Source organism: Leifsonia sp. RCC_180, assembly GCF_058138205.1.
On record NZ_CP200340.1, the window covers coordinates 2,583,976 to 2,606,756 of the forward strand.

Here is a 22,781-nt window from a genome sequence, read left to right on the forward strand (position 1 = left end):
CCCGCTTGCCCCTCAGGTCGCAGAGTGAAGGAGGGCCGCGACCGCGACGTTGAGCCCGACGAGCGCGAACAGCAGGATGTTGAGATAGCCGATCACGATGGCCGCCTGGGCGACCCCGCGGCCACGGCCTCCGTCGTGCTGCAGCTTACGGATGACCTTGTGCGCCTGCGGGATCGCGACGATGGGGATCAGGAACGCGAGGATCAGCGCCATCACCGCGAGCGGGTGGATGCGCTTGGGAACGACCGTGGGAAGCGAGTAATCCCTGGTGAAGCCGGAGGCCGTGTTGGGCGCGGGCACTCCGACCGCGGACTCGTCCAGTCCGTCCATCTCGTCGTGGCTGCTGGCGCTGGCCTTCAGATCGGACATGTCTGGTCGCGGACCGAGGCGAAGGTCTCGTGCGCCGTCCCGACCGGCGCGAGCCGATTCAGCGGCCACAGCTTGAGAGCGGCCTCGCCGACCACGTCGGCGATGGGGACGAAGCCCTTCGTGGCGAGGCCTTGGGTGCGGCTGGAGTCGCGCGAGTTGTAGCGGTTGTCTCCCAGCACCCACAGCGCTCCGGCCGGCACGGTGACATCGAACGAGGAGGCCGCCGGCTGACCGTGCGGGATCACGGCGTACGGCTCTAGCAGCTCGGTGCCGTTGACGGTCACGCGCCCGTTGGTGCTGCAACAGGAGACGTGGTCGCCGGGCACGCCGATCACGCGCTTGACGAGGTAGCCGTCGGTTCCGCCCGCAGTGGTCTGCTGCAACCCGTTGAGCCAGCCGCCCGGATCGCGGAAGACGACGACGTCGCCCCGGTGGATCGACGACGACCCGTAGGCGAGCTTGTTGACGAGGATCCGATCGCCCGTGTGGAGGGTGTTCTCCATCGAGACCGACGGAACGGTGAAGGGCGTGATGAGCGCGCTCTGGATCACGATCGTCGCCGCGAAGGCGATGACGACGAGGATCGCGCCGAGGAGGACGCGGCGGCGGGTGCGGCGCCGGCGGAGCATCGCCCGGCGCGGGTGACGGGCATCCGCCGTGCGGCGTCGCCTGCCGCGGACCGGGGGCACCAACGCAGTATGACGGGATCGTCGAGCATGCCTGGTCCGCCCCGCATCCTCGAGCGCCGCTGGACGGCTCGCCGAGACGGGCGGCGCCGCCGCGGCCGGATCGGCCGCCACCGGAGCGGGCGCAGCCACCTGCGCAGCCGACGTCACCGGCTCCGGCCGTAGGGATGCATGGCTGCGTGCGTGACGCGGTGCGACCGCGAACGACTCCACGGGTTGCTCGGGAGCGGATTCGCGGGCCGAGGTCTGCACCGGACTCGCCACCGCCGTCGCGATCGGAGCGAGTGACACGTGGCCGCTGGTCGGCGCGGGGACGAAGCTCGTCTGGATGGTGCCGAAGTCGTCGTCCTCCTTCCGGAACGAGCGCTTGTCCCACCACACGACGCCCAGCTCCGGATCGCGCCACCGGTGGTCTGTGCCCGACTCGATGACAGCAAGATCGATGACCCCGTACGGGCCCGCATCGATGACGGTGCGATCGGACCGGGTGGAACTCGCCGCCGTCCACGCGGCTGGCCCCTTGGGCGCTGCGGGGCCGTGATCCTCGTCCAGCCAGGAGAGCGCATCCGGGACGACACTCGAGCGGCTCGCCGGGGCTACGAACGACGAGCGGCGCGACTTCGACCTCTTTGACGGGATGCGGGGCATCACGGTCATCTCGCCTCCCTTCACGTGCGCGGGTCAGACACGGGTTCATTCAGTAAGACGCTGATCGAACCCTGCCCATGACGCGAACCGGCAAAAAAGACGCGAGCACTACTTCGGGATGACGGCCCCGAGCACGCAGGACACGGACTGCGCCCCGGCCGGAAGCGTTGCCGTGGCACTCCAGTCCTTCTTGTCCCCCGCACTCAGCCCCTTCAGTGTCGTCACTCCGCGTCCGTAGACCGAGGAGTTCTTGGAATTGACCCAGCTGACCGAGACCACCACATCGCCCTTCCGGTCCTGAGGCATCGTGACCGTTCCCTTGGCCGTCACGCTGCTGCCGGTGGTGTCGCAGCTGGTCATCTTCGTGGCCGAGATGACGCCCGTGCCGGTCGGGATGGTGGGAACCGCGGTGGCCGCCGCGCCAGCGGCCTGCTTCGCCGACGTTGCACCGGTCGACGGTGCGCTGCTCGGCGAGGTGGTGCACCCCGCCAGCCCGCTCAGGGCGAGGACGGCGGCGGCGATCGGGAGGATGAGCGTTCGTTTGCTTCTCATGATGTGATCCGTTGCTTCACGAATCGGTTGGTTCACGGGACGATCGTGACGCTCGTCCCCAGCGGGAGGGCGTCGATGGCCATGAGCGCATCCTGCGACAACCGCACGCATCCGTGCGAGACAGTGCCGTTGTGCGCCGGGAAGTAGTGCATCCCGATGAGTCCTCCGTCCTTCCCCTGGTACGGCTCGTCCTGGGCGGTGGCGTGCAGGGAGGTCAGCTGGATCGGATAGGTGGCCTCCCCCTGCGCGGCGTCGAGGTATCGCTCCTGCAGATACCCGGTGACACCGGTCGGTGTGGGAGTCCCCGGCGCCCCGACACCGACGTCGAACGACTGCTCCACCACTCCTGCGAGGTCTTCGATGCTCACCGTCTGCCGGCCGGTCGAGATGACCACCCGGCGGTCGAGCGCGGCCGTTCGATGCAGCGCGTCCGTGCGAACCCACCCAGCTGTCTGCGCCGGTGCCGCCCCGTCGGCCTGCGACGGCAGCATCTGCCGCGCGGGCGTCATGACCAGAGCCCACGGGCCGTCGACCCGAACCGGGACGATCACGGTCGGCCGCCCCGCGAAATCGGTGAAGGCGAACCGGGCGACCGGAGCGTGTGCGTTGTCGAAGATCGGCGTGTCCGTCGAGACGGTGTAAGCCGAGGTCGAAGCCGCGGGGACGTCCGTGCTCGCGTACGGCAGTAGCCCCGGAATGACCGCGTCGTACTTCGCCTGCGGCAGCCGGGCGATCCGATCCGGCGACAGCGCCTTGTACTCGATGACCTGCGCGGAGACGGCGTCCCCTCCCACCTGCGAGTCGGGAGCGGCGGCGCCATGCCCCGAGTGCATCCACACGGTGGTCATCCCCGCCAGCAGACCGACGAGCAAGACAGCGACGCCACCGAGAGCCGCGACGGTCGCCAGGCGGCGTCGGTCTCGCCGCCGCTGGTCGTGCCGCGGGTGCTCGGAGCTGTCGGTCAACGTCCTGCTCCTTCCTCTCGCGATGGGATCAGCCGGAGACGGTCGGCAGCGCCAGCTCGGGAGCGAGGGGCGTGTCGACGGATGCGGGAGGGGTGGTCAGGGGATCGCCACTCGGCGACAGTCCTGTCGCGGTCGCCGTGTTCGCCACGTGTCCGGCGCTCAGATCCGACTCGGTCAGGCTGTAGGTGGCGGTGGCGGTCACGGACTGCCCGGGAAGGAGCGTGCCCGGGGTTCCGGGCCAGTTGTAGATCAGCGAGGAAAGGCCGGGAAGGAGGTCGGTCACGGTCACGCCGGTCATGGTGACGTTGCCGGTGTTGGTCGACGTGACCGTGTATCCGATCACGTCACCGACCTTTGCCGGGTTCGACACTCCCGACGCATTCGCCGTCTTGGTCAGCGCGAGATTCGGGCCCTGCGTGAGGGGCACGTTAGCGCCGGCGGGCGGACTCGTCACCGGCGGCCCGGTCGGCGGGTTGCCCGCCGCGATCGCGCTGTTGGGCACAGCTCCGCTGTTCACGTCTGCCTGGGTCAGCGTGTACGTCGCGGTCGCGGTGACGGTCTGGCCCGCGAGCAGCGTTCCCGGCACACCCGGCCAGGTGTAGGTGAGCGCCGACAAGCCGGGATGCGGATCCGTGATCGCCACTCCGGTAAGGGTGGTGCCGCCCGTGTTCGTCGCCGAGAAGGTGTAGCCGATGGTGTCGCCGACCCGGGCCGGGGACTGCACGCCGCTGCTGTTCGCCGTCTTCGTCAGCGACAGGTCGGACACGGACACGATCGCGGTGCAATTGGGGTGGCCGGAACCGGGACTGCAGATCCCGGTCCCCGGGTTTTCGGTCACCACAGTGTTCACGAGTGAGTGGTCGCCGGTGTCGGGGCTCTTCACAGTTACCGAGTAGGTGATCGTCGCCGTATCTGCTGGATCGGGCGAGCCGTGCAGTGCGCCCGACCAGGACAGCGTCGGCGCCGAGTACGACACTGTTCCGATGTCCGTCGTTGCGTCTCCGTTGTACGTAGCGTCCTTCAAGACATCGCTCAGGTCATCGGTAAAGGTGGCATTGGTGTAGGACTGGCTTCCTAGGTTGACGATGTAGACCGTGTATGTAACCTTGTCCCCGGGCCGCGCCGATTGCATCGACGCGATCTTCCGCACCCCGATCGTGCACTGGCTTGCGCCGGCCGAAAGATCCGCCGACACCGTGAATCGCGTCGTTCCCGTGGTGTTCCCGCCTGGAGCATCGCTTCCCGCCGCGGACGTGGTCACCGCGTTCGCGGTGTTGGAAAGCGTCAGCGGCGCCGCGGCGTCACAGGCCACCGGTGGAGCCGTGGTCTGGAAGCACATCTCCGGCGGCAGACCTGACCAGCTGATCGCCACCTGACCAGATGTCACACCGGTCGGGTCGTTCACCCCGTTCACCACCACCGTCGCCGTGATCGAGGTCACCGTTGTGGGAATCGACGCCAGCGACAACGTGCCACCGGCGGCGAGCGTTACCCCGTTGAACCCCGTGATGACGGTGTTGTTCTGGTCCCTCAAGGTCACCGTGGAGTTCGCATAGGTTCCGGCGACCAGCCCGGGAATGGACAACGTGCCCCATCCCGTGAATCCGGCCGTACCGGTACCGCAGTACGAGGTCACCGGCGACACCGTGAGCGTCGTCGGCCCGGAGACTCCAACACAGCCTCCGCCGGTCAGCGCGTTGAAGAAGGTGATCTGGCCGCTGTCGCCGTCGGCGACCAGACAGTTCGGCGCGATCGAAGCCGCTGTGCGGACGGTGTAGTTCTTGACGTTGGTCGGCTGCGTGAAACCGGCGCAGGAAGGTACCTTTCCGGTGCCGCTCCACGATGCGAAATCGACGCAGGTGATCGCGTTCCCGATGGATACGTACACTTTCGTGCCGACCTGCAACGCGTCCGCCGACGTATTGGTCGGCACGTTGTAGCTCGCTCCGGTTCCGGCATACGGGTTCACCGCTAACGGGGTCCCGGTCAGGTTCCAACAGGCCAGGCTGCTTCCCGCCCCGTTCGGGATGGTGCACACCCCGGTCACCACCCCCGTGGTCGAGAGCACCGGCGCGTACGCGTTCCCACCCAAAGCGGCCGAAGTGGAACTGGTCACCGGCCAACTCCCGGAACACAGCCCACCCGTCCCGGCGTTGAAACAGAAGGTCTGCCAGGACGAGGTCGGTGTCTGTTGCACGCTGGCGAACACGAAGTTGCCAAACGTGGTCGCCTGCGGAGCCTGCCCCGAGGTCACCCCGGACTGGATCTGCAATGTCCCACACGAAGCACCCGTCGAGGGGGTGATGCACACGTACACCCAGTTGCCCACACCGCCCACAGCGCCCGAGGTCGCCACCGCGTAAATGTTCCCGTTCGAAGCCGGGATACCGGAGGAACCGATGTGCGCCCACTCCGAATTGGACACCGGGTTGGAGGTCAGGACCTTGTACCCGCAACTGGTCGGCGTCGTCGTCGACAGATCCAAACACGCCGTCCCCGTGCTGCTGTTATCGAACGCACCCATGAACCAGTACAGCTTGCTGCCCGAAATCCAAGTGCCGTTCTGCCAAGCAGTGATCATCGACGCCGACGTACCCGTACCGATCGGTGTGCCCACGACCGAAGACCAGTACTGCGCATTTCTGTCAGTGGGCCAACCCGGGCAGGTGGATCCGTCCTGCTGAGCGCAGAACACGATGTTTCCGTTGCCGTGATGGAACGCCGCATACGTCAACGACCCACGGGTCACCGCGTTGTACCCATCTCCACCGGACGTCGTCAGCACCGTCGACACGGGACTCGGGATCGCGACGGACAGCTGCCTGGTCCCCTGCGGCACCGCGGTACCGGTGAATCCCACACCGTTCGCATTCGACGGAGGCGTCCCAGTCACCCAACTGGTTCCTCCGTTCGTCGAGTACTGCGCCGAGAACGTCCCAGCCGCATTCTGGTTCGGAGGTAGCTGCAGCGACCCCGGCACGTACGTGCCGGCTGTGCTGATCACATCCTTCAGGTTCACGGAGGCATTGGCGGTCGTGTTGTTCTGATAGTTCACGACCCATTTCAGAAGGTCGTTCGGCCTCGCCGTGCTGGTCTTCGCCCCACCCGGCGCGTCCGATGACGCCGCAACCGACCCCGTTCTGGTATTCGTCGCCGTCTTGTAGATCGTCGACACACCCGTCGTCGCCGCGTTCGCGTAGTGCTCCGGAAGGACAAGAGTCGCGACGAGTGCGCCCACGGCGACACATGCGGCGGCGATCATCGTCGTGCTCCACCGACGGGGCAGGCGCACCCGTTCTTCTGCCGAACGCGCCATAGTGATCACACCCCATCCCGGGCACCACCGACCCCGGAACGGGAGGTTCACCTGGCTCAGGCACTACCAACCCGGGCGACGCGGACACACAGCGGCGATACCAGCTACTCGTAAGGCATCATCGCCGGGCGCGGGCGGCGATGATAGACAGTTGCCGCAGCGCGGATGGGAGGCTGGCTACAGGCGGCGCCAGTCGTCGGAGGTCAGGTGCGATCCTGCCTGCGGGCCCATCTGCAGCATCCCGCCGTCGACCGCCCAGGAGGCGCCGGTCACGTACGACGCTGCAGGCGACGCGAGGAAGGCGATGACCGCGGCGATCTCGCGTGCGTCGCCGGGGCGGCCGAGCGGGATGCCGGGGCGATGCACCTCACGCGGGTCCTCGTCCTCGGCGTCGTTCATGGGCGTCGAGATCTCGCCGGGAGCGACCGCGTTCGCGGTGATGCCGTACTCGCCGAGCTCCAGGGCGAGGGTCTTCAGCAGGCCGCCGAGGCCGTGCTTCGCCGCATCGTAGGCGGCCGAGCCGACCCTGGGCTGGTGCTCGTGCACGCTGGTGACGCCGATGATGCGGCCGCCGCGTCCCGCATCCACCATCCGCTTCGCCATGCGCTGGATGCAGACGAAAGCGCCGTCGAGGTCGCCGCAGACGGTCTTCCGCCAGGTCTCCCAGTCGGTCTCGAAGAACGGCGTCCCCCCGTTGAGGCCGGCGTTGTTGACGAAGACGTCGCAGCCGCCGAGCTCGTCGGCGAGCCGGTCGACGACGTCGCCGCACGCCGGGGCGTCGGTGGTGTCGAGTTGCGTGACGACGGCACGGCGCCCGGCCTCGCGGACGAGACGCGCGGTCTCCTCGGCGCCCTCCTCATCGGAGTGCCAGGTGATGCCGACGTCCATCCCGGCCTGCGCCAGGGCGACGGCGGTGGCACGGCCGATGCCGGAGTCGGAGCCGGTAACGATGGCGGTGCGGGGTTCGGTGAGTTCCGGATACGAGTGATCAGCCATGCCGGGAACGGTGCACCCCATGCCGGGTGCGCGCAAGGGGTGGTAGTCGTGGAGCCATGACGATCTCCGCAGTGCTCTTCGACGTCGACGGGACCCTGGTCGACTCCAACTTCCTCCACGTGGATGCGTGGAGCCGCGCTTTCGCCGAAACCGGGCCTGCGGTCGACACCTGGCGCATCCACCGCAGCATCGGCCAGGACTCGGCACGCCTGCTGGAATCGCTCGCCGGTGACCGCGACGAGGAGTCCGTCGAGCGGGCGAAGGACCTGCACAAGCAGTACTACCTCGAGCAGTCGGGGCGGCTCCGTGCCTTCGCGCAGGCCGCCGACCTGTTGCGGGAGCTTGCCTCCCGCGATATCAGAGTCGTGCTCGCGACGTCGGCACCCGCCGATGAGCTAGAACTGCTGATGGACACGCTGGATGCGGCCGACGCCATCCACGCCACCACCAATGCCGACGACGTCGCGACGGCGAAGCCCGAGCCGGGGATCATCGAGGTGGCGCTGCAGCGGGCGGAGGCCGCCCCCTCCGACGCCCTCTTCATCGGCGACTCGATCTGGGACATGATGGCCGCCGCGCGGGCGCACGTCCGCGGCGCCGGGGTGCTCTCCGGCGGCGTCGGGCCGTCGGAGCTGCTGGAGGCCGGGGCGGTGTCCGTGTTCGACGATCCAGCCGACCTGCTCGCGCGGATCGACGGGGTACTCAGCGGGCGGCGCTCGGCCTGACCTCTGACTGGCCTCTTGCCAACGGCTCGCCCGGAGCGTTCCATAGGGTCCGACGAGTCCGAGGAGAGGAGTCGCCATGTCGGCGAGCGAGCTCGAGATGTCCAGCGTGCGGTACCCCTACCGGGGCCGCATCTTCCACGTGGAGAAGAAGACGGCGGGGGTGTGGGTGGTCCTCGACGAATCGCACGCCGAACTGGGGACGCTGATCCGCGTCGCGGTCGAGGGAGAGGAGCACGAGCCGGTGTTCGGCGCCGTGCCGCCCGGCTACGCCGAGACCCTGCACGAGGGGTCCGACTGGCGGATGCTGGTCGCATCCCTCATCAATGAGACGCTCGACGCGGAGACCGCGGCGACCGGCAACCAGGGCGAAGCATGACCATCCAGCTGAACAAGAAGGCCCTCGAGCAGGCGCGGAAGCTGGTGGAGCAGGGGAAGGTCGTCCGGGACGAGCGCGACGACTGGAGCGAGCACGCGCCGAGCGCGGACGACGAGAACCGTTTCATCGAAAAGCACGGCTGGGACGAGTACGCGCTCTGGCATCTCGGGGAGGACCCGGAGAAGAGCGAAGAGACCAAGGGCCGCTTCAGTTTCCCGTACGGCGACTTCTCGAAAGTGCACCGCTGCGCGGTGATCTCGCTGGAGAGCCGCGCGACCCAGAACGACCACGACGACATCGCCCGCGAGGACAAGCGACTGCTTGCACAGATCGACGAGGAGTAGCGGCTCCGCTCGCCGGGCTACGATACCCGGATGAACGCGACGTTGCGCAGGGCGCTCGGCTGGGTCTCCGCCGTGCTCATCAACGTCGGTGCGCTGCTCTTCGTGGTCGGGCTGATCCTTCCGCGGTCCGGTGGCGTCCCCACCCTCGGCGTGGGCGCCGGGATCTGCGTGGTCGGGCTGGTCGTCGGCGCGGGCTGGCTCGCGGGGCGGCCCTCCGCCTAGTCACCTGGCCGAACCGGCACAGACAACGACCCCGCCCTGGGATGAGGAGAGCGGGGCCGTGGTCACCGGCGCAGGCCGGTGGTCGGGGAGCGGATCAGTCCGGCGGCTCGCTGGCGTCGGTGCCGCTGACGAGGTCGGGATTCGACGGTTCGTCGGCCGGATCGAAGTCTGCCGGCGGCGGTTCCGCCTGGTCGGTGCCGCCTCCCGCCGGGGTCACATCCTCGGCGCCCTCGGGCGTCACGCCGGTCTCGCCCGGCTCGGAGACGTCCCCCGACTGACCGGGCTCGGTCTCCGCGGGCTCGGCGGCCTGAGCGTCGCGATCGTCCGCTCCCTGGCCTTGTTCGAAGCGCTCGGGCTTGTCCTCGGCGGGGACGCCCTCGGCGTCGGTGTTCGGCAGTCCGCTGGTATCGCTCATGCTTCGCTCCTTCCCGGGCGCCTTACGGCTTGCCCTCTTCGCTGTACGAGGTCGTGGAATCCGCATCCTCGTCCGTGCGGCCGGCGTCATCGAGGTCGGGGATCAGCTCCTCGATCACGTTTCCGTCCGCCGTGGGTTGGACGGCCCCGCCGTCGTCGCCCTCGAGATCACCCGCGAGCCCGTTGGTGGGGTCGTTGCCGGTGATCGGTTCCTGTGCGTCACGCGAATCGGTCATGATGCTACGAAACGCCGCATCCCGGCCGACGCTCAAGGGGGTTAAACGGGAGCGGCGCCCGGCGTAGCGTTGTCGGGCGAGTCGGGATTCTGCTGCGAGCCCGGCTGAGGCCCCGCCTGCACCCGCTCGATCAGGTCGAGCAGCGCGACGCGGTACTGCGGCGCCGACTGGTAGTCCGGATGCGTCGCCACCTTCACCAGGTAGCGCGGAGGCCCGAACTCGTCGGCCCCGCGGTCCAGGTCGTCGGGGCGGCGGTCGTCGAGCCGGTAGCTGTTGATCGGGAAGCCGAGGTAGTCGGTGCGGCGCCACAGGTTGATCCACGCGACCGAGCCGTCCGGCTGCGTGAGCAGCTCCGTGAGCGACGGGTCGTCCGCCCCCGAGGGCACGACGACGACCGGTTCGCCGTCCTGGTCGAGCTCCACCTGCGAGAACCAGGGGTCCGCCTTCGCCAGCAGAGGCCGCCGCGAGCCGAGGGTTCCGAGGGCGTCCGGCCCGAACAGCTCCGGAAAGAAGCGGCCGAAGTACACCCGCAGCTGCGACCCGTAGGTGAGGAGGGCGACGTTGCGCAGCCGCTTCGCGTCGTCCGGGCGCAGCGTGAAGAGAGTGGACACGGCCAGCACGGCGCCGAGGCTGTGCGCCGACAGCACCACGCTGAACGGCCGTTCCACGCCGAGCGCCTCGTCCTGCTGGTTGTCGCGCCAGCTCAGGCGCTCGGCGAGGGTGAGGCCGGCGGGCGGCTCCAGGTCGTGGGTCAGCCAGTCCGTGACGCGGTCCCGCAGCTCGGGGACGACGCGTTCGGCGTAGCAGGGCGGGCCGAACGGGTGCCCGGCCCGCGGGAGGAAGCACATGAGGTCCCACATGATGCTGATCGGCCGCTCTTTGGCGGTCAGCGCGTTCTCGACCACGACGGCGAGGATGGCGGCCGCGATCACCGCGAGGGCCGGCCCGACCAGTCCGTCGATCCAGCGGAACGCCACCGAGTACGACACCGCGAGCGCCACCACGAACCCGACGGCGAACAGGCCCGCCAGGATGCCGAGGATGGGCTCGCCGCGGTGCACGAGCGCGGCCAGTCGCCGCGCCCGCAGGATCTTCAGCGCAAGGCGGTCGGCCGTGGTGCTCGCGGCGATGCGGCCGTCGCGGTACGCATCCACCTCTTCCAGCAGCGGACGCCGCCCGTCACGCGTGCGGGGCGTGGTGAGCAGCGGCATCCAGCGCAGCACCGCGGCCGCGATGAACAAGGCCACCACCGCCAGAGCGATCGCGATGAACGGCAGGACGTCGCCGAAGTTGTGGTAGACGATCGGCGGCCGGAGGACCCCGTGCGGCGGGCCGGCGCAGCCGCACGGCGACGACCCGCTCACCAGCCAGCCCTGAACGCCCAGGACCAGCAGTGTCGAGAGCAGCATGGCGGCGCCGAGCGCGAGCAGCATCCACACGCCGGGGCCCATGCCGGCCCAACCCTCGGCGCGGAACCGCTCGGGCGGCCCTGCACGTCGGCCGCTCCGCGACCTCGGCCACCACCAGACGAGGAACAGCTGCACGGCCGTCAGCACGGCCGCCACAGCGAACAGCGGCAGCCGGAGCGGACCGGGTGCGCTGGTCAGCGTGGGCGGGTTCTGTGCGACGCCGGCCAGAAATGCCAGGCCCGCCACGGTCATCAGCGAGATCGACAGCCAGTGCGGCACACCGCGGCGCCAGCCGAGCGCCGAGATGCAGATCGCGACGAGCACCCCCAGGATGATGGAGGGCGCGGTCGCGAGCCCGAGGAACGTCCCGGTCAGCGGCGCCTCGTACTGGCCGCCGAACCAGAGGGATGCGCCCACGAACACGTACACGGCGATCGACACGATCAGCACCCAGGCGGTGACCAGGCCGGTGCGGTGGAGGCGGTCGCGCAGGAACTCGTCCACCGACTCCTGACCTGTGTTCGTCGTCTCGGCGAACACACCCACCAGCACGATCGCGACGACGAGACCCCCCGCGGCGACGAGGCCGCCGATCAGGGCGAGGACGTCGCCGGAGCCCGCCGCCGCGCCGAGGCACTCGCCCGACACGAAGGTCTGCAGCTTCGCGCACGCCGCCGTGCCGGCGAACAGCCGGTCCCACGCGAGCAGCAGCGCGACCAGGAGGAACGCCGCCGCCAGGTGCAGCCGCTCGGTGGGAGGCCCGACCCGTGCCGTGCGCCAGAAGCCCTCGGACGCCAGCGGCCGCAGACGCCCGCTCCGGCGGACACCGCGACCGCCCATCCGGTCGGCCGCGTCGAAGATCGCCGCCTCGTAGCGGCTGCGGGCGCGCCGCGAGACGACGTACAGCAGGAGCACCCCAGCGATCGGCACCAGCGACAGGATCGACAACTGGGGACCGCGCCAACTCAGCGGTGCGCTGCCGAAGAAGTCTGTGAATGCAGTGGGCAGAGCCGTGCAGGCCGCGCCGGTGACGCACTGCACGCCCAGGTCGAGGCTCACTGAGCCGAGGGCGCACACATAGAGGAGCGTCAGCCCGAGAGCGAAGATGCGCAACGACGAGCCGCCGACGCCCGAATCCCACTCGCCGCCCGGCCGCTGGGTCGGGATGCGCCTGGTCCAGTACGCGGCATTGGCCAGTCCGAACGGGGCGAGCAGCAGCCACGCCACCTGCACGAACAGCTGGCCGATGAACAGGATGGGTCCCGAACCGTACCGCGCCAGCCGACCCCACGAGTACGCCTCGGTGCGAACGCCGGTCGGGGGCACGGCCGGGTCGACGATTCCGGGGGCGTCATCCGGGTCGCGGTTCGGCTCGTCCTGGTCCGGGGCCCACCAGAACCCGCCGTTCTCGTCGCCCTGCGTCTGCCGCAGCTCGCTCTGCTCACGGCCGAGGATCTCCGTCGGCGGCGTGTTCTTGATGCCGTGGATGCGCAGCTCCAGCACGCGATGGGGCCACTCGTGGGCCTCTGCCTCGTCGCTCATCGGTCCGCCGATCGTCCGGGTGACGGCCGCAGACTACTCTCGCCGGGCCGCGAGCGGCTACAGCACGACCCACTGTGGTGGTCGGCGGCCGCACGGCGTAGTGTCCGTGCTATGAGCAACCCAGAGCAGCCGAACGGCGATGCACGCGAGAACCTCGAGGGCAGCTACACCGAGGTCGACGGCGAGGCGCCGCACGAGCGCACCGTCCACGGTCAGTACACGGAGACCGAGGGCGTCGGCCCCGAGGAGGCGACCGAAGGCACGTATACGGACGTGCAAGAGCCCGTCGACGCGCCCGAGGGCGACTACACCGAGGGCGACCACAAAGAGCCCTGATCGGGCAGGGCGGTGGCTCAGGACAGGCGCTTGCGCGTCTTCTCGGCCTGAGCCTTCGCCTTCTTGCGCGCCTTCTTGACGTCGGGCGCGTTCCAGAACGCGGTCGCCGCGCCGGCGATCTGTTCGAAGCGCTCGCGACCCGCCCGCGCTCCGAGGATGTACGCGACCGCAATGACGGCCAGGAAGAATATCGGCTTCACGCGCATGCCCCGACGCTAGACCTCAGGCTGTGGTCTGGGAAGGGCCGTACACCAGCCTGTGGAGAAGTGCGTGCAGTGGCCCCGCGAGGAACAGCAGGAACAGCCACCACAGGTTGATCGCAGGGAAAACGATCGCCAGCACCAAGGCGACCGCCATGATGATCACCTCCGCGAGACCGCGCGTCCGGTCGACCTGGTCCCGCGCCTCCGGGGTCATCAGCTCCGGGTTGCGGTACAGCACGCTGGCGACCAGTCGCGTCGCGACGGTGGCGACGAGCATGTTGCCGATGTAGAGCGCGTAAACCTCGGGTCGCTGGCCGGCGCCTTCCGAGATCACATTCGCGCTGAACGGGATGACCACGATGGCGAACAGCCAGAGGAAGTTGAACCACACGATCCACTGGTTGTAATCGCGTACGGTCTCGAAGATGCGGTGGTGCACGACCCAGAATCGGGCGATCACGGCGAACGAGACGACGAAGGCGAAGAGTTCCCAGAAGTTCTCGTCGATGAACTGCCCGAACGACGCACGGCCGATCTGCGATGCGGCATCAACCAGCGGCAGGATCAGCAGCGTGATGGCGATGGCCACGGTCGCGTCGGAGAAGTTCACGAGCCGGTCGAGCCCGCGCTCCGTCCTGATCAGCGCCATGCGGTCATTCTGCCGTACCCGTCAGTCGAGCAGTCCGAGCTCGAGGGCGCGGCGCACCGCCGACGTGCGGTCGGAGACGCCCAACTTCTCGTATGCCCGACTCAGGTACGTCTTGACCGTCGCCTCGCCGATGAACAGTTCCGAGCCGATCGCCGCGTTGGTCCGGCCGTCGGCGGCGAGCCGGAGCACCTTGACCTCCTGCGCCGAGAGCGCCGGCGCCGCCTGTCTGCCCTGCACCCGGCCGAGCAGGGCGGTCGCGGCAGAAGTGGCGAGGACGGTCTCGCCCGCGGCGGCCGCCCGGACGGACCGCGCGAGCTCCGCCGGCGCGATGTCCTTCAGCAGGTAGCCGCTCGCCCCGGCCTCGATGGCGCGCAGGATGTCCTGATCCGTCTCGTAGGTCGTCAGCACGACGACCCGGGTGCCGGGATGCGCGGCCGAGATGGCCCGCGTCGCCTCCACTCCGTCGCCGCCGGGCATCCGGAGATCCATCAGCACGAGGTCCGGGTGGACCGCGGCCACCAGCGACACGGCCTCCGGCCCGCTCCCGGCCTGGCCGACCACCTCGATGTCGTCGTAGCCCTGCAGCATCCCGCGGATGCCCTCCCGGACGACGGGATGGTCGTCGGCGAGCACAATGCGGATCATGGCGCCACCTCGATCGGCTCGGCCGGCAGCCGCACGCTGAGTCGCGTCCCTGTGCCCGGAGCGGTCGTCAGCTCGAAGGTTCCGCCGGCCTCCCGCACGCGGGCCTGCATCCCGTCGATGCCGTAGCCGTCGCGCGGTGCCGCCGTGTCGAACCCGCTGCCGTCGTCGTGCACGGTCAGCACGAGGGAGCCGGCGTCGAACGAGAGGGCCGCATCCACGGTCGTCGCTTGCGCATGCTTACGCACGTTCGCCAGCGCTTCCTGGAACACCCGGAGCGCCACCACCTCGACGGCGGGCGGCGCCGCGCGTGGCTCGCCGACGACGTCGAAGGCCACCGGGACGCCGGTCTCCTCCTCGAACCGGCCGGCGACCCGGCCAAGCGCCTGCTCCAACGTCGACTCTGCGAGCCGGCCCGGCGTCAGCGCGGCGATGATCCGGCGCGACTCCTGCAGGTTCTCCTGCGCGGTCTCCGTCATCAGCTCCACGTGACGGCGGGCACCGGCCGGGTCCGACTCGAGTTCCCCCTGCACGGCATGTCCGAGCGTCACGATGCTGGTGAACCCCTGCGCGAGCGTGTCGTGCATCTCCCGGGCGATCCGCTCACGCTCGGCGGCGGCGCCCTGCTGCTCCGACAGCTCGGCGATCTCGCGCTGCTGCTCGCGCAGCCGGTCGATGAGGAGCCCCCGCTCCCTGCTCTCCTTCGTCACCGCCGTGATGCGATTGCTGAAGTAGATGGAGACGGCGATGATCAGGACGGTCAGTCCAAGGGTCCCTGCCACGTCGCCGGGTTCGAGGTCGCCCACCAGCCAGCGGACCAGCACGCCGCCGAAGTTGATCACGACGATGACGGCGGCGGCCGGGAGCGCCGAGAGCACCAGGAAGAACTGCGGCGACAGGATGAACAGGGCGATGTTCGCCCAGTTGTTCAGCCCGTAGGCGGCGAAGTACACGAGCGTCGCGATCGCGACATATGTCCACGCCCGCCAGCTGTTTCCCCGGATGCCCGCCCGGCTCGGCCGTGCCAGGAACCAGTAGACCGGGAACAGCGCGAGGACGAGCCCGGCCGACGTGATGGTCCGTGGCCACCCGGTGAAGGGGTTCGCAAGGATCAGCAGCACCGACGCGAGCGTGGCGGCGGCCGAATATCCGATCCAGTCGCCGAACCAGCGGTCGTCCACGCGCTCTGCCACGATCAGACTGTAGCCGCTTGCTCGCTGCCGTCGGCCGCGCGCACCGGCTCCTCCGGCAGGGAGGTTCGCCCTGCCGGGTAGAAGACGCCGATGATCGCGACGGCCACCATCGCGGCCGCCATGCCCCAGAACGCCCACTGCACGGCCGAGGCGTAGTCCGCGCGGACGGCGTGCAGGATCTGGTCCTGGATGGCCTGGGGCACGTTCGCGAGCGAGTGGCCGCTGCCCTTCGCGCCGCTGATGCGGTCGACCGCGGTCTGCGCATCCGCCGCCGTTCCGCCGAACTTCGCGAACGAGGCGGTCAGCAGATCGGTCAGGCGGGAGGTGACGACCGTGGTGAACACGGCGAGGCCGAGGGCGCCGCCGAAGTTCTTCATCGTCTGCGAGATGGCGCTGACCTCGCCGTAGCTCGCGCCGATCGCGCGGTTGACCGCGTCGGTGGAGACGGGGCTGAACATGAGGCCGATGCCCGCACCGGCCACGACGATCGGCCAGGTCTGGGCGTTGAAGAACGCGTGCGCGTCGATCGTCAGGTCCGTCGCGCGGACGGCGAGCCACCCGAATCCGATCGCCCCAATCACTCCGCCGAGCAGCACGACGCTGCGCGCGCCGCGCTTGTCGAAGCTGACAGAGCCGATCCGGCTGGCCACCACGAACCCGATGAAGAACTTCAGGAACAGCAGCCCCGTCTCGGCGGCCGACAGCTGCAACGACACCTGCCCGTAGACGCTCAGGAAGAAGAACGTGCTGATGAACGCGACGGACGCGAAGAGCGTCGCGAGGGTCGAGAGGGTGAAACCGCGGTCGCGGAAGGCGGCGATGCGGATCAACGGCGCAGAGCTCCGGCGCTGGACGACGACGAAAAGCACCAGCAGCGCGACACCGAGGACGAGGGAGGCGATGACCGCCGGGCTGTCCCATCCCCACGGGCTCGCCTGCTGCAGACCGAAGACGACCAGGCCCATCCCGGCTGCGACGATGGCGGCGCCGAGCCAGTCGATGCGCTCGTGGCGGCGGACCGACGGGCGTGCGGCGATTGCGACGATGGCGAACGCCGCGACGGCGATCGGGACGTTCACCCAGAAGATCGCGCGCCACGTCCACTGCGTCAGGTAGCCACCCGCGATCGGGCCTAGAGCCGTCATCGCGCCGGTGATCGCGAAGAAGATCGCCATCGCCCGGCCGCGGCTCTCGCGGGCGAAGCCCTCGACGACGATGCCGATCGCGGCGGGGAACATGATCGCGCCGCTCACGCCCTGCAGGGCACGCGCCGTGACGAGCCAGGGCTCAGCGAGGTCGCCGGTCGGCGCGAGACCGCACAGCAGCGAGGTGATGCCGAAGCCGGCGATGCCGACCAGCGCCATGCGCTTGTGTCCGACGACGTCAGCGACCCGGCCGCCGAGCAGGAAGAACGCGGCCGTGGTGAGCAGGTAGACGTTGACGGCCCACTGCATCCCGTCGTGACTGAGCCCGAGGTTCTGCTGGATGCTGGGCGCCGAAAGCGCGACGATCGTCTGGTCGATCGTCGTCATCGAGACGGCGAAGATGAGCCCGGTGAGGGCGAGGGTTGACGACTTCATACCCACAGCCTCGCGGTCGGGGCTCGGCGCGGGCACCGGCGGCCGGATGTCATCCGTGTCCGCCGATCGGCGGACACAGGTGGTTGGCCGCCGGCGAAGTGAAGGAGATCGGGCTCCGATTCTCCTTCGATTGGCAGTAGTGAAGGAGATTCGGATGGTTCGCAGCCGATTCTCCTTCGATCGCGGTTAGGAAGGTGTGTCTGGCGAGGCGGTGTCGTCCGAGACCCACCCGGGCCTGAGCCGCTCGACGCCGTCCAGGATGAGGTCGAGCCCCGTCTCGAACTCCTCGTCGTAGTCGTAGCCGGCGACGCCGAGCTCCGACACGACCTCCAGCAGGTACGGGAAGTGCTGGGCGAACTCCGGCGGCGTCGCCTCCAGTTTCTGGGCGGCCACCTCTCCCGATTCCTCCGGGTTCTCGAACGGCAGCGTCTTCTCCTGCAGGGCGAAACCGTAGACGTAGGCATCGAGCGCTGACGTGACGTGCACGGTGGTGCGGAAGGAGAATCCCGAGCGCCGCAGCGCCCCCATCATCGCGTTGTGCTGGAAGAGGTTGGCGCGGCCCGGACGCATGCGGGCCTCCATCAGCCCCACAGCCCAGCGGTGACGCAGCAGCGCCGACCGGAGCGAGATCGACCGCCGGCGCATCGCCTCCCGCCAGCCGAGCTCCGGAGCCGGCGCCTCCACCTCCGCCCAGACGCGGTCGACCATGCCGTCGATGAGCTCGTCCTTGTTGGCCACGTGCTTGTAGAGCGCCATCGGGACGACGCCGAAGCGCTGCGCGAGCGTCCGCATGCTGAGGCCTTCCAGCCCGTCGCGGTCGGCCAGTTCGAGTGCGGCGTCGATGACCCTGTCCGGGCTGAGGCTCTGACGCTGCGGCCGATCGCTTGACATGGTGTACAGCGTACACCTATCCTCATCCACAGCGGGTGTACACCGTACACCTGCCCTCCCGAAAGGACCTTCTCATGCTTCCGGACCGCCGACGCTCGCTCGCCGCGGGCGTGTTCTTCCTGCTCACCTTCGTCACATCCATCCCGGGCGCGCTGCTGTACGGGCCGCTCCTCACTGATCCGCACTACGTGCTCGGCGAGGGAGCGGGCGGCCCCGTGCTCGCCGGCGCCCTGCTCGAGATCGCCCTCGTCATCGCCAACCTGGGCACGGCACTGGTGCTGTACCCGGTGCTGCGGCGCACGAGCCCGTCCCTCGCCCTCGCCTACGTGGTCGCCCGCGTCATGGAGTGCACGCTGATCGGCGTCGGCATCCTGAGCCTGCTCACCGTGGTCACCCTTCGTCAGGACGGACCGCCCACGAACGGCGCGGATGCTGCCCTGCTCGTCGTCTCGCAGGCGCTCGTGGCCCTGCATGGCTGGACGTTCCTCCTCGGCCCAGGTTTCGTCGTCGGCATCGGCAACGGCCTGATCCTCGGCTGGATGCTGCACCGCGCCCGCCTGCTGCCGCGCGGCTGGGCCTGGTTCGGGATCATCGGCGGCCCGCTGGTGTCGCTCTCTGGTATCGCCGTGATGTTCGGGCTCTATACGCAGCTGTCGGCATGGTCGGTGCTGGCGACGCTGCCGGAGGTGGTGTGGGAGCTGTTCCTCGGCGTGTACCTCACAGCTCGCGGCTTCCGCACGCCTGCGCCGGGAGCAAGCGCGGCCGAGGCCGGTGCGGCGAAGGTCGGCGCGTCGCCGGCCGGCGCGGCGGCCGTCACTCGGTCGTCGTGACGAACTCGTCGATGGATGCGACCGTCACGCCCGCGCGCGGGAACACCTTCTCGGTGAGGACGCGATGAACCTCGGGGTCCGCATCCCAGCATCCATCGCTCAACACCACCAGGCGGTAGTCGCGGTCGGCGGCGTCGCGCACGGTCGACAGCACGACGCCCGAGGTCACGATGCCGGTGAGGATGAGCGTGTCGATCCCCCGCTCCGCCAGCTGCGCGGCGAGGTCGGTGGTGCTGAAGGCGCCGACGCGCTGCTTGCGGACGACGATCTCACCGGGGGCCGGCGCCAACCGGTCGACGATCTGCGTCCCGGCGCTGCCGGCGTTCAGCCGCTCGCCGGCACCGGCGAATCGCGAGGTCGGCGGAACGTGCTCGGCCTCCTCCGCGGTGAGCGCCACCCGCACGTAGCCGACGGTCATCCCGGCGGCACGCGCGGCCTCGCGGGTCCGGACGAGGGCGGTGACGAAAGCGTCGCCGTCAGGATGCCGGGCGAGGATCCCGTTCTGCAGGTCCATGATGAGCAGCGCGGTACGGGCGGGATCGAAGGAGAGATCGTTCACATACGTAAACTATCTCGGTTCTGCTGGGTGAACGGTCAGAGCCCGAGGGACTTCTTGATGAGGTCCGCAGCGTCGTCGGTGCCGGCCGCGCCCTCGGTCGCCTCCTGGTTCGCCTCGGTGACCGCCTTCACCACTTCGTCGCGCTGGATGCGGATGCCGCGCGGCGCATCGATGCCGATGCGGACGCCGTCACCACGGGATTCGAGGATCGTCACGACGATGTCGTCGCCGATGAGCACCCGCTCCCCCGCCTTGCGTGTCAATACCAGCATCGCTCCAGCCTATCCGCCGGGCGGCGCGTCCAGCCAGAGCACCGGCAAGCCGAGCCGGTGGACGGTGTGCGGCGATGCGGTGAAGGATGCGCCGGTCGCGGCGACCGCGTCCACCGCGAGCACCGCATCCACCGCCCGCACCCAGGCGGCCGTGTCGTCGTACGTGCGGGAGACGTCAACGGCGACCCACACCTGATCGGGGGCGATGCCGGCGAGCTGGGCGGCGACGTCCGGTACAGCGGTAGGGCCGCTCAGCGCGAAGGTCGCCACCACGGGGATGCCGCGGCGCACGCCGTCAGCCCGGGTCGCGAGGGCGTCACGGCGGTCGGCGAGGCGCTGCACCTCGGCGCCCGCGTCGGCGGAGGCCGCCAGCACGCGGGCGGCGGCATCCGCGTCGGCACCGAGTCCCACCACGAGCGTGAGGTCGCCGCGCCCCCGCAACCGCGCGAGCGGCGCCCCGGCGCTCCCCACCTCCATCCCCACCTCGTCGAGTCGCGACAAGATGTCACCACTCGCCGCGGATTCCAGCCACGACTCACCACTCACGGCCTCGTCGGGGGTGGGAGGCGCGGAGATCGGAGGGGCGGGAGGGACGGAAGCGGGAGGGACGGGAAGAGCGAGGTCGGACGGGAGGTGGTCGGACGCGAGAGGGGCTACCCCAGGCGCCGGCGACGGCGCCAGCTCGGGCGCGTCGACCGCGCGCACCAGGTCGTCGAGCACCGCCTGGAAGGCGAGCGACGAGGTCGAGACGGCCGGCAGCACCTCCTCGTCGCCGTCGACCCACTCAGGCCGCGATCGACTCCGCACCGCGGACCACCCCCACGGTCTCGATCGCGGCCTGCACGGCCGTCACCTCCTGGTACGACAGCACGGCGAGTCCCGCGATCTGCCCGGCGACCAGCCGCCGGATCGCCGGCCGGAGCGCCGGCGCGCACACGAGCACCGCCGAGATCCCGGCCTCGTCGAGCCGCCCGGCGGTGTCCCGAACGGACGCCAGTACAGCCTCCAGCCGCACCGGGTCGAGCACGATCTGCGTGCCGGACTCGGACGGCCGCAGCCCTTCGAGCATCGACTGCTCCAGCCCCGGGTCGATCATGATGACGCGCAGCGTCCCCGCGTCGATGTGCGGCGCCACCACCGCTGGCCCGAGAGCCGCTCGCGCGGCCTCCACGAGCCCCTCCGGGTCGTTCGACACCTTCGCGCGCAGCGTCAGCGCCTCCAGGATCCGCGGCAGGTCGTTGATCGGAACCTGCTCCGCGAGCATGCCCTGCAGCACCCGCTGCACCTCCGCCAGCGACAGCAGGGCCGGGATGAGCTCCTCCACCGCGGGCGGGTTCACCTGCTTGACCCCTTCGGTCAGCAGGCGCACATCCTCCCGGGTCAGCAGGCGCGCGGCGTTCGACGTGATGATTGACGACAGGTGCGTGATGAGCACGGAGACGCGGTCGATCACCGTCGCGCCGCCGAGTTCCGCGCTGTGCCGCATCTCCGACGGGATCCACTTCGCAGGCAGGCCGAACACCGGCTCCACCGTCGGGGTGCCTGGCAGGTTGTCGAGGGCGTCGCCGAGCGCGAGCACCCGGCCCGACGGCGCCTGTCCGCGGCCGGACTCCACGCCGGCGATCTTGATGACGTAGGTCGACGGCGGCAGCTCGGCGCTGTCGCGGGTGCGGACCGGCGGCACGATGACGCCCAGTTCGAGCGCGATCTTGCGCCGCAGCGCCCGCACCCGGGCGAGGAGGTCGTCGGAGGCGCCGCTGACGATGTCCACGAGGTCCGGCGCGAGTGTGATCTCGAGCGCGTGCACCCGCATCTGCTCGATGAGGTCCTCCGTCGTCTCCGACTTCGTCGCCGTCGCGACCGCGTTCTGCGCGGCCTGCGCCTTCTTGGCGGCGGCCTGCGAGGTCTTGATCCGCTGCGACGCGAAGATCAGGAACGCCCCGACCAGCACGAACGGGATGGGCGGCATACCGGGGATGAGCGCCATCACGATCGCCGCGCATCCCGCGATCATCAGCGCGTTCCGCGACTGGCTGAGCTGGTTGCTCGCGGTCGTCCCCATGTCCGACTCGGCGTTCGACCGGGTCACGATCATGCCTGTCGACACCGCCATCAGCAGGGCCGGGATCTGCGACACCAGACCGTCTCCGATGGTCAGCAGCGTGTACGAGTTCACGGCGTCGCCGAGCTCCATGCCGCGCTGGATCATCCCGATCGCGATGCCGCCGACGACGTTGATGACGATGATCAGAATGCCCGCGATCGCGTCGCCCTTCACGAACTTCGACGCGCCGTCCATCGCGCCGTAGAAGTCGGCCTCCGCGGACACCTCCGCACGTCGTGCGCGCGCCTGCTCCTCCGTGATGAGTCCCGCATTCAGGTCGGCGTCGATCGCCATCTGCTTACCCGGCATCGCGTCGAGGGTGAAGCGAGCGCCCACCTCGGCGACGCGCTCGGCGCCCTTGGTGACGACGATGAACTGGATGACGACGAGGATGAGGAACACCACCGCGCCGATGATGATCGAGCCGCCGACGGCGACGTGCCCGAACGCCTGGATGACCTGTCCGGCGAACCCGTCCCCCAGCACGAGCCGGGTGGAGGCGACGTTGAGCCCCAGCCGGAACAGCGTCGCCACCAGCAGCAGCGACGGGAACACCGAGAAGTCGAGCGGCTTCTTGACGAACATCGTCGTGAGCAGCACGACCAGCGCCAGCATGATGTTGACGATGATGAGCAGGTCGAGCATCCACGACGGCACCGGCACGACCAGCAGCATGATGATGCCGACGACCCCGATCGGCACGGCGACCTTGGCGGCGAGTC

The 22,781-nt window shown here is 69.6% G+C and carries 25 protein-coding genes; 6 read left to right on the top strand and 19 right to left on the bottom strand.

Annotated elements, in window-relative coordinates:
* Positions 1-12 precede the first annotated feature (12 nt).
* The 6 genes from AB7E03_RS12715 to AB7E03_RS12740 all read right to left on the bottom strand — a co-directional run bounded on the left by AB7E03_RS12715 (position 13) and on the right by AB7E03_RS12740 (position 7,532).
* The gene (locus AB7E03_RS12715; protein WP_489941762.1) at positions 13-369 is read right to left on the bottom strand and encodes a DUF4190 domain-containing protein; all 357 of its coding nucleotides are present in this window, start codon (positions 367-369) and stop codon (positions 13-15) included.
* Positions 357-1,712, bottom strand: coding sequence for a signal peptidase I (gene lepB / locus AB7E03_RS12720; protein ID WP_489941763.1), 1,356 nt, complete (start codon positions 1,710-1,712; stop codon positions 357-359). Before lepB ends, AB7E03_RS12715 begins: the two co-directional genes overlap by 13 nt.
* 99 nt (positions 1,713-1,811) lie before the next feature.
* Positions 1,812-2,255: a hypothetical protein gene (locus AB7E03_RS12725; RefSeq protein WP_489941764.1), complete on the bottom strand. Its 444-nt coding sequence runs from the start codon at positions 2,253-2,255 to the stop codon at positions 1,812-1,814.
* A 32-nt stretch (positions 2,256-2,287) separates the two neighbouring features.
* Positions 2,288-3,220 (bottom strand): L,D-transpeptidase, encoded by a 933-nt coding sequence (locus tag AB7E03_RS12730; protein WP_489941765.1) that lies wholly within the window; start codon positions 3,218-3,220, stop codon positions 2,288-2,290.
* 28 nt (positions 3,221-3,248) lie between these two features.
* The gene (locus AB7E03_RS12735) at positions 3,249-6,482 is read right to left on the bottom strand and encodes a beta strand repeat-containing protein (protein WP_489941766.1); all 3,234 of its coding nucleotides are present in this window, start codon (positions 6,480-6,482) and stop codon (positions 3,249-3,251) included.
* A 231-nt stretch (positions 6,483-6,713) separates the two neighbouring features.
* A complete protein-coding gene (locus tag AB7E03_RS12740; protein WP_489941767.1) occupies positions 6,714-7,532 on the bottom strand; it encodes an SDR family oxidoreductase in 819 nt (272 codons plus the stop codon).
* 56 nt (positions 7,533-7,588) lie between these two features.
* Between AB7E03_RS12740 and AB7E03_RS12745 the strand changes: the two genes are divergently transcribed.
* The 4 genes from AB7E03_RS12745 to AB7E03_RS12760 all read left to right on the top strand — a co-directional run bounded on the left by AB7E03_RS12745 (position 7,589) and on the right by AB7E03_RS12760 (position 9,199).
* Positions 7,589-8,257 (top strand): HAD family hydrolase, encoded by a 669-nt coding sequence (locus tag AB7E03_RS12745; RefSeq protein WP_489941768.1) that lies wholly within the window; start codon positions 7,589-7,591, stop codon positions 8,255-8,257.
* Positions 8,258-8,333: 76 nt separating this feature from the next.
* Positions 8,334-8,633: a hypothetical protein gene (locus AB7E03_RS12750; protein ID WP_489941769.1), complete on the top strand. Its 300-nt coding sequence runs from the start codon at positions 8,334-8,336 to the stop codon at positions 8,631-8,633.
* Positions 8,630-8,977, top strand: a complete 348-nt coding sequence (locus tag AB7E03_RS12755; RefSeq protein ID WP_489941770.1) for a hypothetical protein — start codon at positions 8,630-8,632, stop codon at positions 8,975-8,977. Before AB7E03_RS12750 ends, AB7E03_RS12755 begins: the two co-directional genes overlap by 4 nt.
* 30 nt (positions 8,978-9,007) lie before the next feature.
* Positions 9,008-9,199: a hypothetical protein gene (locus tag AB7E03_RS12760; RefSeq protein WP_441784150.1), complete on the top strand. Its 192-nt coding sequence runs from the start codon at positions 9,008-9,010 to the stop codon at positions 9,197-9,199.
* A 94-nt stretch (positions 9,200-9,293) separates the two neighbouring features.
* On the opposite strand, the gene AB7E03_RS12765 is transcribed toward AB7E03_RS12760, so the two are convergent.
* Genes AB7E03_RS12765 through AB7E03_RS12775 form a run of 3 tightly spaced genes read right to left on the bottom strand, consistent with a single transcriptional unit; the run spans position 9,294 to position 12,800 of the window.
* Positions 9,294-9,614 (bottom strand): hypothetical protein, encoded by a 321-nt coding sequence (locus AB7E03_RS12765; protein ID WP_489941771.1) that lies wholly within the window; start codon positions 9,612-9,614, stop codon positions 9,294-9,296.
* A 22-nt stretch (positions 9,615-9,636) separates the two neighbouring features.
* Positions 9,637-9,849, bottom strand: a complete 213-nt coding sequence (locus AB7E03_RS12770) for a hypothetical protein (RefSeq protein ID WP_489941772.1) — start codon at positions 9,847-9,849, stop codon at positions 9,637-9,639.
* A gap of 41 nt (positions 9,850-9,890) precedes the next feature.
* Positions 9,891-12,800 carry a hypothetical protein gene (locus AB7E03_RS12775; RefSeq protein ID WP_489941773.1) on the bottom strand — a complete coding sequence of 970 codons (2,910 nt, stop codon included), beginning with the start codon at positions 12,798-12,800 and terminating at the stop codon, positions 9,891-9,893.
* Positions 12,801-12,911: 111 nt separating this feature from the next.
* Between AB7E03_RS12775 and AB7E03_RS12780 the strand changes: the two genes are divergently transcribed.
* The gene (locus AB7E03_RS12780; protein WP_489941774.1) at positions 12,912-13,136 is read left to right on the top strand and encodes a hypothetical protein; all 225 of its coding nucleotides are present in this window, start codon (positions 12,912-12,914) and stop codon (positions 13,134-13,136) included.
* 17 nt (positions 13,137-13,153) lie between these two features.
* On the opposite strand, the gene AB7E03_RS12785 is transcribed toward AB7E03_RS12780, so the two are convergent.
* From AB7E03_RS12785 to AB7E03_RS12810, 6 genes are all read right to left on the bottom strand, one after another.
* Positions 13,154-13,342, bottom strand: coding sequence for a hypothetical protein (locus tag AB7E03_RS12785; protein ID WP_489941775.1), 189 nt, complete (start codon positions 13,340-13,342; stop codon positions 13,154-13,156).
* A 16-nt stretch (positions 13,343-13,358) separates the two neighbouring features.
* Entirely contained in the window at positions 13,359-13,988 is a 630-nt protein-coding gene (locus AB7E03_RS12790; protein ID WP_489941776.1) for a TMEM175 family protein, read from the bottom strand.
* A gap of 21 nt (positions 13,989-14,009) precedes the next feature.
* Positions 14,010-14,633 (bottom strand): response regulator transcription factor, encoded by a 624-nt coding sequence (locus AB7E03_RS12795; protein WP_489941777.1) that lies wholly within the window; start codon positions 14,631-14,633, stop codon positions 14,010-14,012.
* A complete protein-coding gene (locus AB7E03_RS12800; protein ID WP_489941778.1) occupies positions 14,630-15,823 on the bottom strand; it encodes a sensor histidine kinase in 1,194 nt (397 codons plus the stop codon). Before AB7E03_RS12800 ends, AB7E03_RS12795 begins: the two co-directional genes overlap by 4 nt.
* Positions 15,824-15,825: 2 nt before the next feature.
* The gene (locus AB7E03_RS12805; RefSeq protein WP_489941779.1) at positions 15,826-17,403 is read right to left on the bottom strand and encodes an MFS transporter; all 1,578 of its coding nucleotides are present in this window, start codon (positions 17,401-17,403) and stop codon (positions 15,826-15,828) included.
* A gap of 186 nt (positions 17,404-17,589) precedes the next feature.
* Positions 17,590-18,294: a TetR/AcrR family transcriptional regulator C-terminal domain-containing protein gene (locus AB7E03_RS12810; protein ID WP_489941780.1), complete on the bottom strand. Its 705-nt coding sequence runs from the start codon at positions 18,292-18,294 to the stop codon at positions 17,590-17,592.
* 74 nt (positions 18,295-18,368) lie between these two features.
* Here AB7E03_RS12810 and AB7E03_RS12815 point away from each other — a divergent pair, with 74 nt between their 5' ends.
* Entirely contained in the window at positions 18,369-19,124 is a 756-nt protein-coding gene (locus AB7E03_RS12815; protein ID WP_489941781.1) for a DUF4386 domain-containing protein, read from the top strand.
* On the opposite strand, the gene AB7E03_RS12820 is transcribed toward AB7E03_RS12815, so the two are convergent.
* Genes AB7E03_RS12820 through AB7E03_RS12835 form a run of 4 tightly spaced genes read right to left on the bottom strand, consistent with a single transcriptional unit; the run spans position 19,108 to position 22,734 of the window.
* Positions 19,108-19,683: a cysteine hydrolase family protein gene (locus tag AB7E03_RS12820; protein ID WP_489941782.1), complete on the bottom strand. Its 576-nt coding sequence runs from the start codon at positions 19,681-19,683 to the stop codon at positions 19,108-19,110. The two genes, AB7E03_RS12815 and AB7E03_RS12820, sit on opposite strands and share 17 nt — an antisense overlap.
* Positions 19,684-19,718: 35 nt before the next feature.
* On the bottom strand, positions 19,719-19,955 hold the full coding sequence (gene csrA, locus AB7E03_RS12825; protein WP_441784163.1) for a carbon storage regulator CsrA: 237 nt from the start codon (positions 19,953-19,955) through the stop codon (positions 19,719-19,721).
* 9 nt (positions 19,956-19,964) lie between these two features.
* Positions 19,965-20,762, bottom strand: coding sequence for a hypothetical protein (locus AB7E03_RS12830; RefSeq protein ID WP_489941783.1), 798 nt, complete (start codon positions 20,760-20,762; stop codon positions 19,965-19,967).
* The gene (locus tag AB7E03_RS12835; RefSeq protein WP_489942910.1) at positions 20,740-22,734 is read right to left on the bottom strand and encodes a flagellar biosynthesis protein FlhA; all 1,995 of its coding nucleotides are present in this window, start codon (positions 22,732-22,734) and stop codon (positions 20,740-20,742) included. The genes AB7E03_RS12830 and AB7E03_RS12835 overlap by 23 nt, the downstream gene beginning before the upstream one ends.
* Between the last annotated feature and the right edge of the window lie 47 nt (positions 22,735-22,781).

Coding starts and splice junctions, on each gene's coding strand:
- AB7E03_RS12725 (WP_489941764.1), bottom strand. CDS start 2,255: ATGAGAAGCAAACGAACGCTCATCCTCCCGATCGCCGCCGCCGTCCTC.
- AB7E03_RS12765 (WP_489941771.1), bottom strand. CDS start 9,614: ATGAGCGATACCAGCGGACTGCCGAACACCGACGCCGAGGGCGTCCCC.
- AB7E03_RS12805 (WP_489941779.1), bottom strand. CDS start 17,403: ATGAAGTCGTCAACCCTCGCCCTCACCGGGCTCATCTTCGCCGTCTCG.
- AB7E03_RS12770 (WP_489941772.1), bottom strand. CDS start 9,849: ATGACCGATTCGCGTGACGCACAGGAACCGATCACCGGCAACGACCCC.
- AB7E03_RS12785 (WP_489941775.1), bottom strand. CDS start 13,342: ATGCGCGTGAAGCCGATATTCTTCCTGGCCGTCATTGCGGTCGCGTAC.
- AB7E03_RS12810 (WP_489941780.1), bottom strand. CDS start 18,294: ATGTCAAGCGATCGGCCGCAGCGTCAGAGCCTCAGCCCGGACAGGGTC.
- AB7E03_RS12745 (WP_489941768.1), top strand. CDS start 7,589: ATGACGATCTCCGCAGTGCTCTTCGACGTCGACGGGACCCTGGTCGAC.
- csrA (WP_441784163.1), bottom strand. CDS start 19,955: ATGCTGGTATTGACACGCAAGGCGGGGGAGCGGGTGCTCATCGGCGAC.
- AB7E03_RS12775 (WP_489941773.1), bottom strand. CDS start 12,800: ATGAGCGACGAGGCAGAGGCCCACGAGTGGCCCCATCGCGTGCTGGAG.
- AB7E03_RS12780 (WP_489941774.1), top strand. CDS start 12,912: ATGAGCAACCCAGAGCAGCCGAACGGCGATGCACGCGAGAACCTCGAG.
- AB7E03_RS12740 (WP_489941767.1), bottom strand. CDS start 7,532: ATGGCTGATCACTCGTATCCGGAACTCACCGAACCCCGCACCGCCATC.
- AB7E03_RS12835 (WP_489942910.1), bottom strand. CDS start 22,734: ATGCTGCTGGTCGTGCCGGTGCCGTCGTGGATGCTCGACCTGCTCATC.
- AB7E03_RS12735 (WP_489941766.1), bottom strand. CDS start 6,482: ATGATCGCCGCCGCATGTGTCGCCGTGGGCGCACTCGTCGCGACTCTT.
- AB7E03_RS12755 (WP_489941770.1), top strand. CDS start 8,630: ATGACCATCCAGCTGAACAAGAAGGCCCTCGAGCAGGCGCGGAAGCTG.
- lepB (WP_489941763.1), bottom strand. CDS start 1,712: ATGACCGTGATGCCCCGCATCCCGTCAAAGAGGTCGAAGTCGCGCCGC.
- AB7E03_RS12795 (WP_489941777.1), bottom strand. CDS start 14,633: ATGATCCGCATTGTGCTCGCCGACGACCATCCCGTCGTCCGGGAGGGC.
- AB7E03_RS12750 (WP_489941769.1), top strand. CDS start 8,334: ATGTCGGCGAGCGAGCTCGAGATGTCCAGCGTGCGGTACCCCTACCGG.
- AB7E03_RS12815 (WP_489941781.1), top strand. CDS start 18,369: ATGCTTCCGGACCGCCGACGCTCGCTCGCCGCGGGCGTGTTCTTCCTG.
- AB7E03_RS12715 (WP_489941762.1), bottom strand. CDS start 369: ATGTCCGATCTGAAGGCCAGCGCCAGCAGCCACGACGAGATGGACGGA.
- AB7E03_RS12790 (WP_489941776.1), bottom strand. CDS start 13,988: ATGGCGCTGATCAGGACGGAGCGCGGGCTCGACCGGCTCGTGAACTTC.
- AB7E03_RS12760 (WP_441784150.1), top strand. CDS start 9,008: ATGAACGCGACGTTGCGCAGGGCGCTCGGCTGGGTCTCCGCCGTGCTC.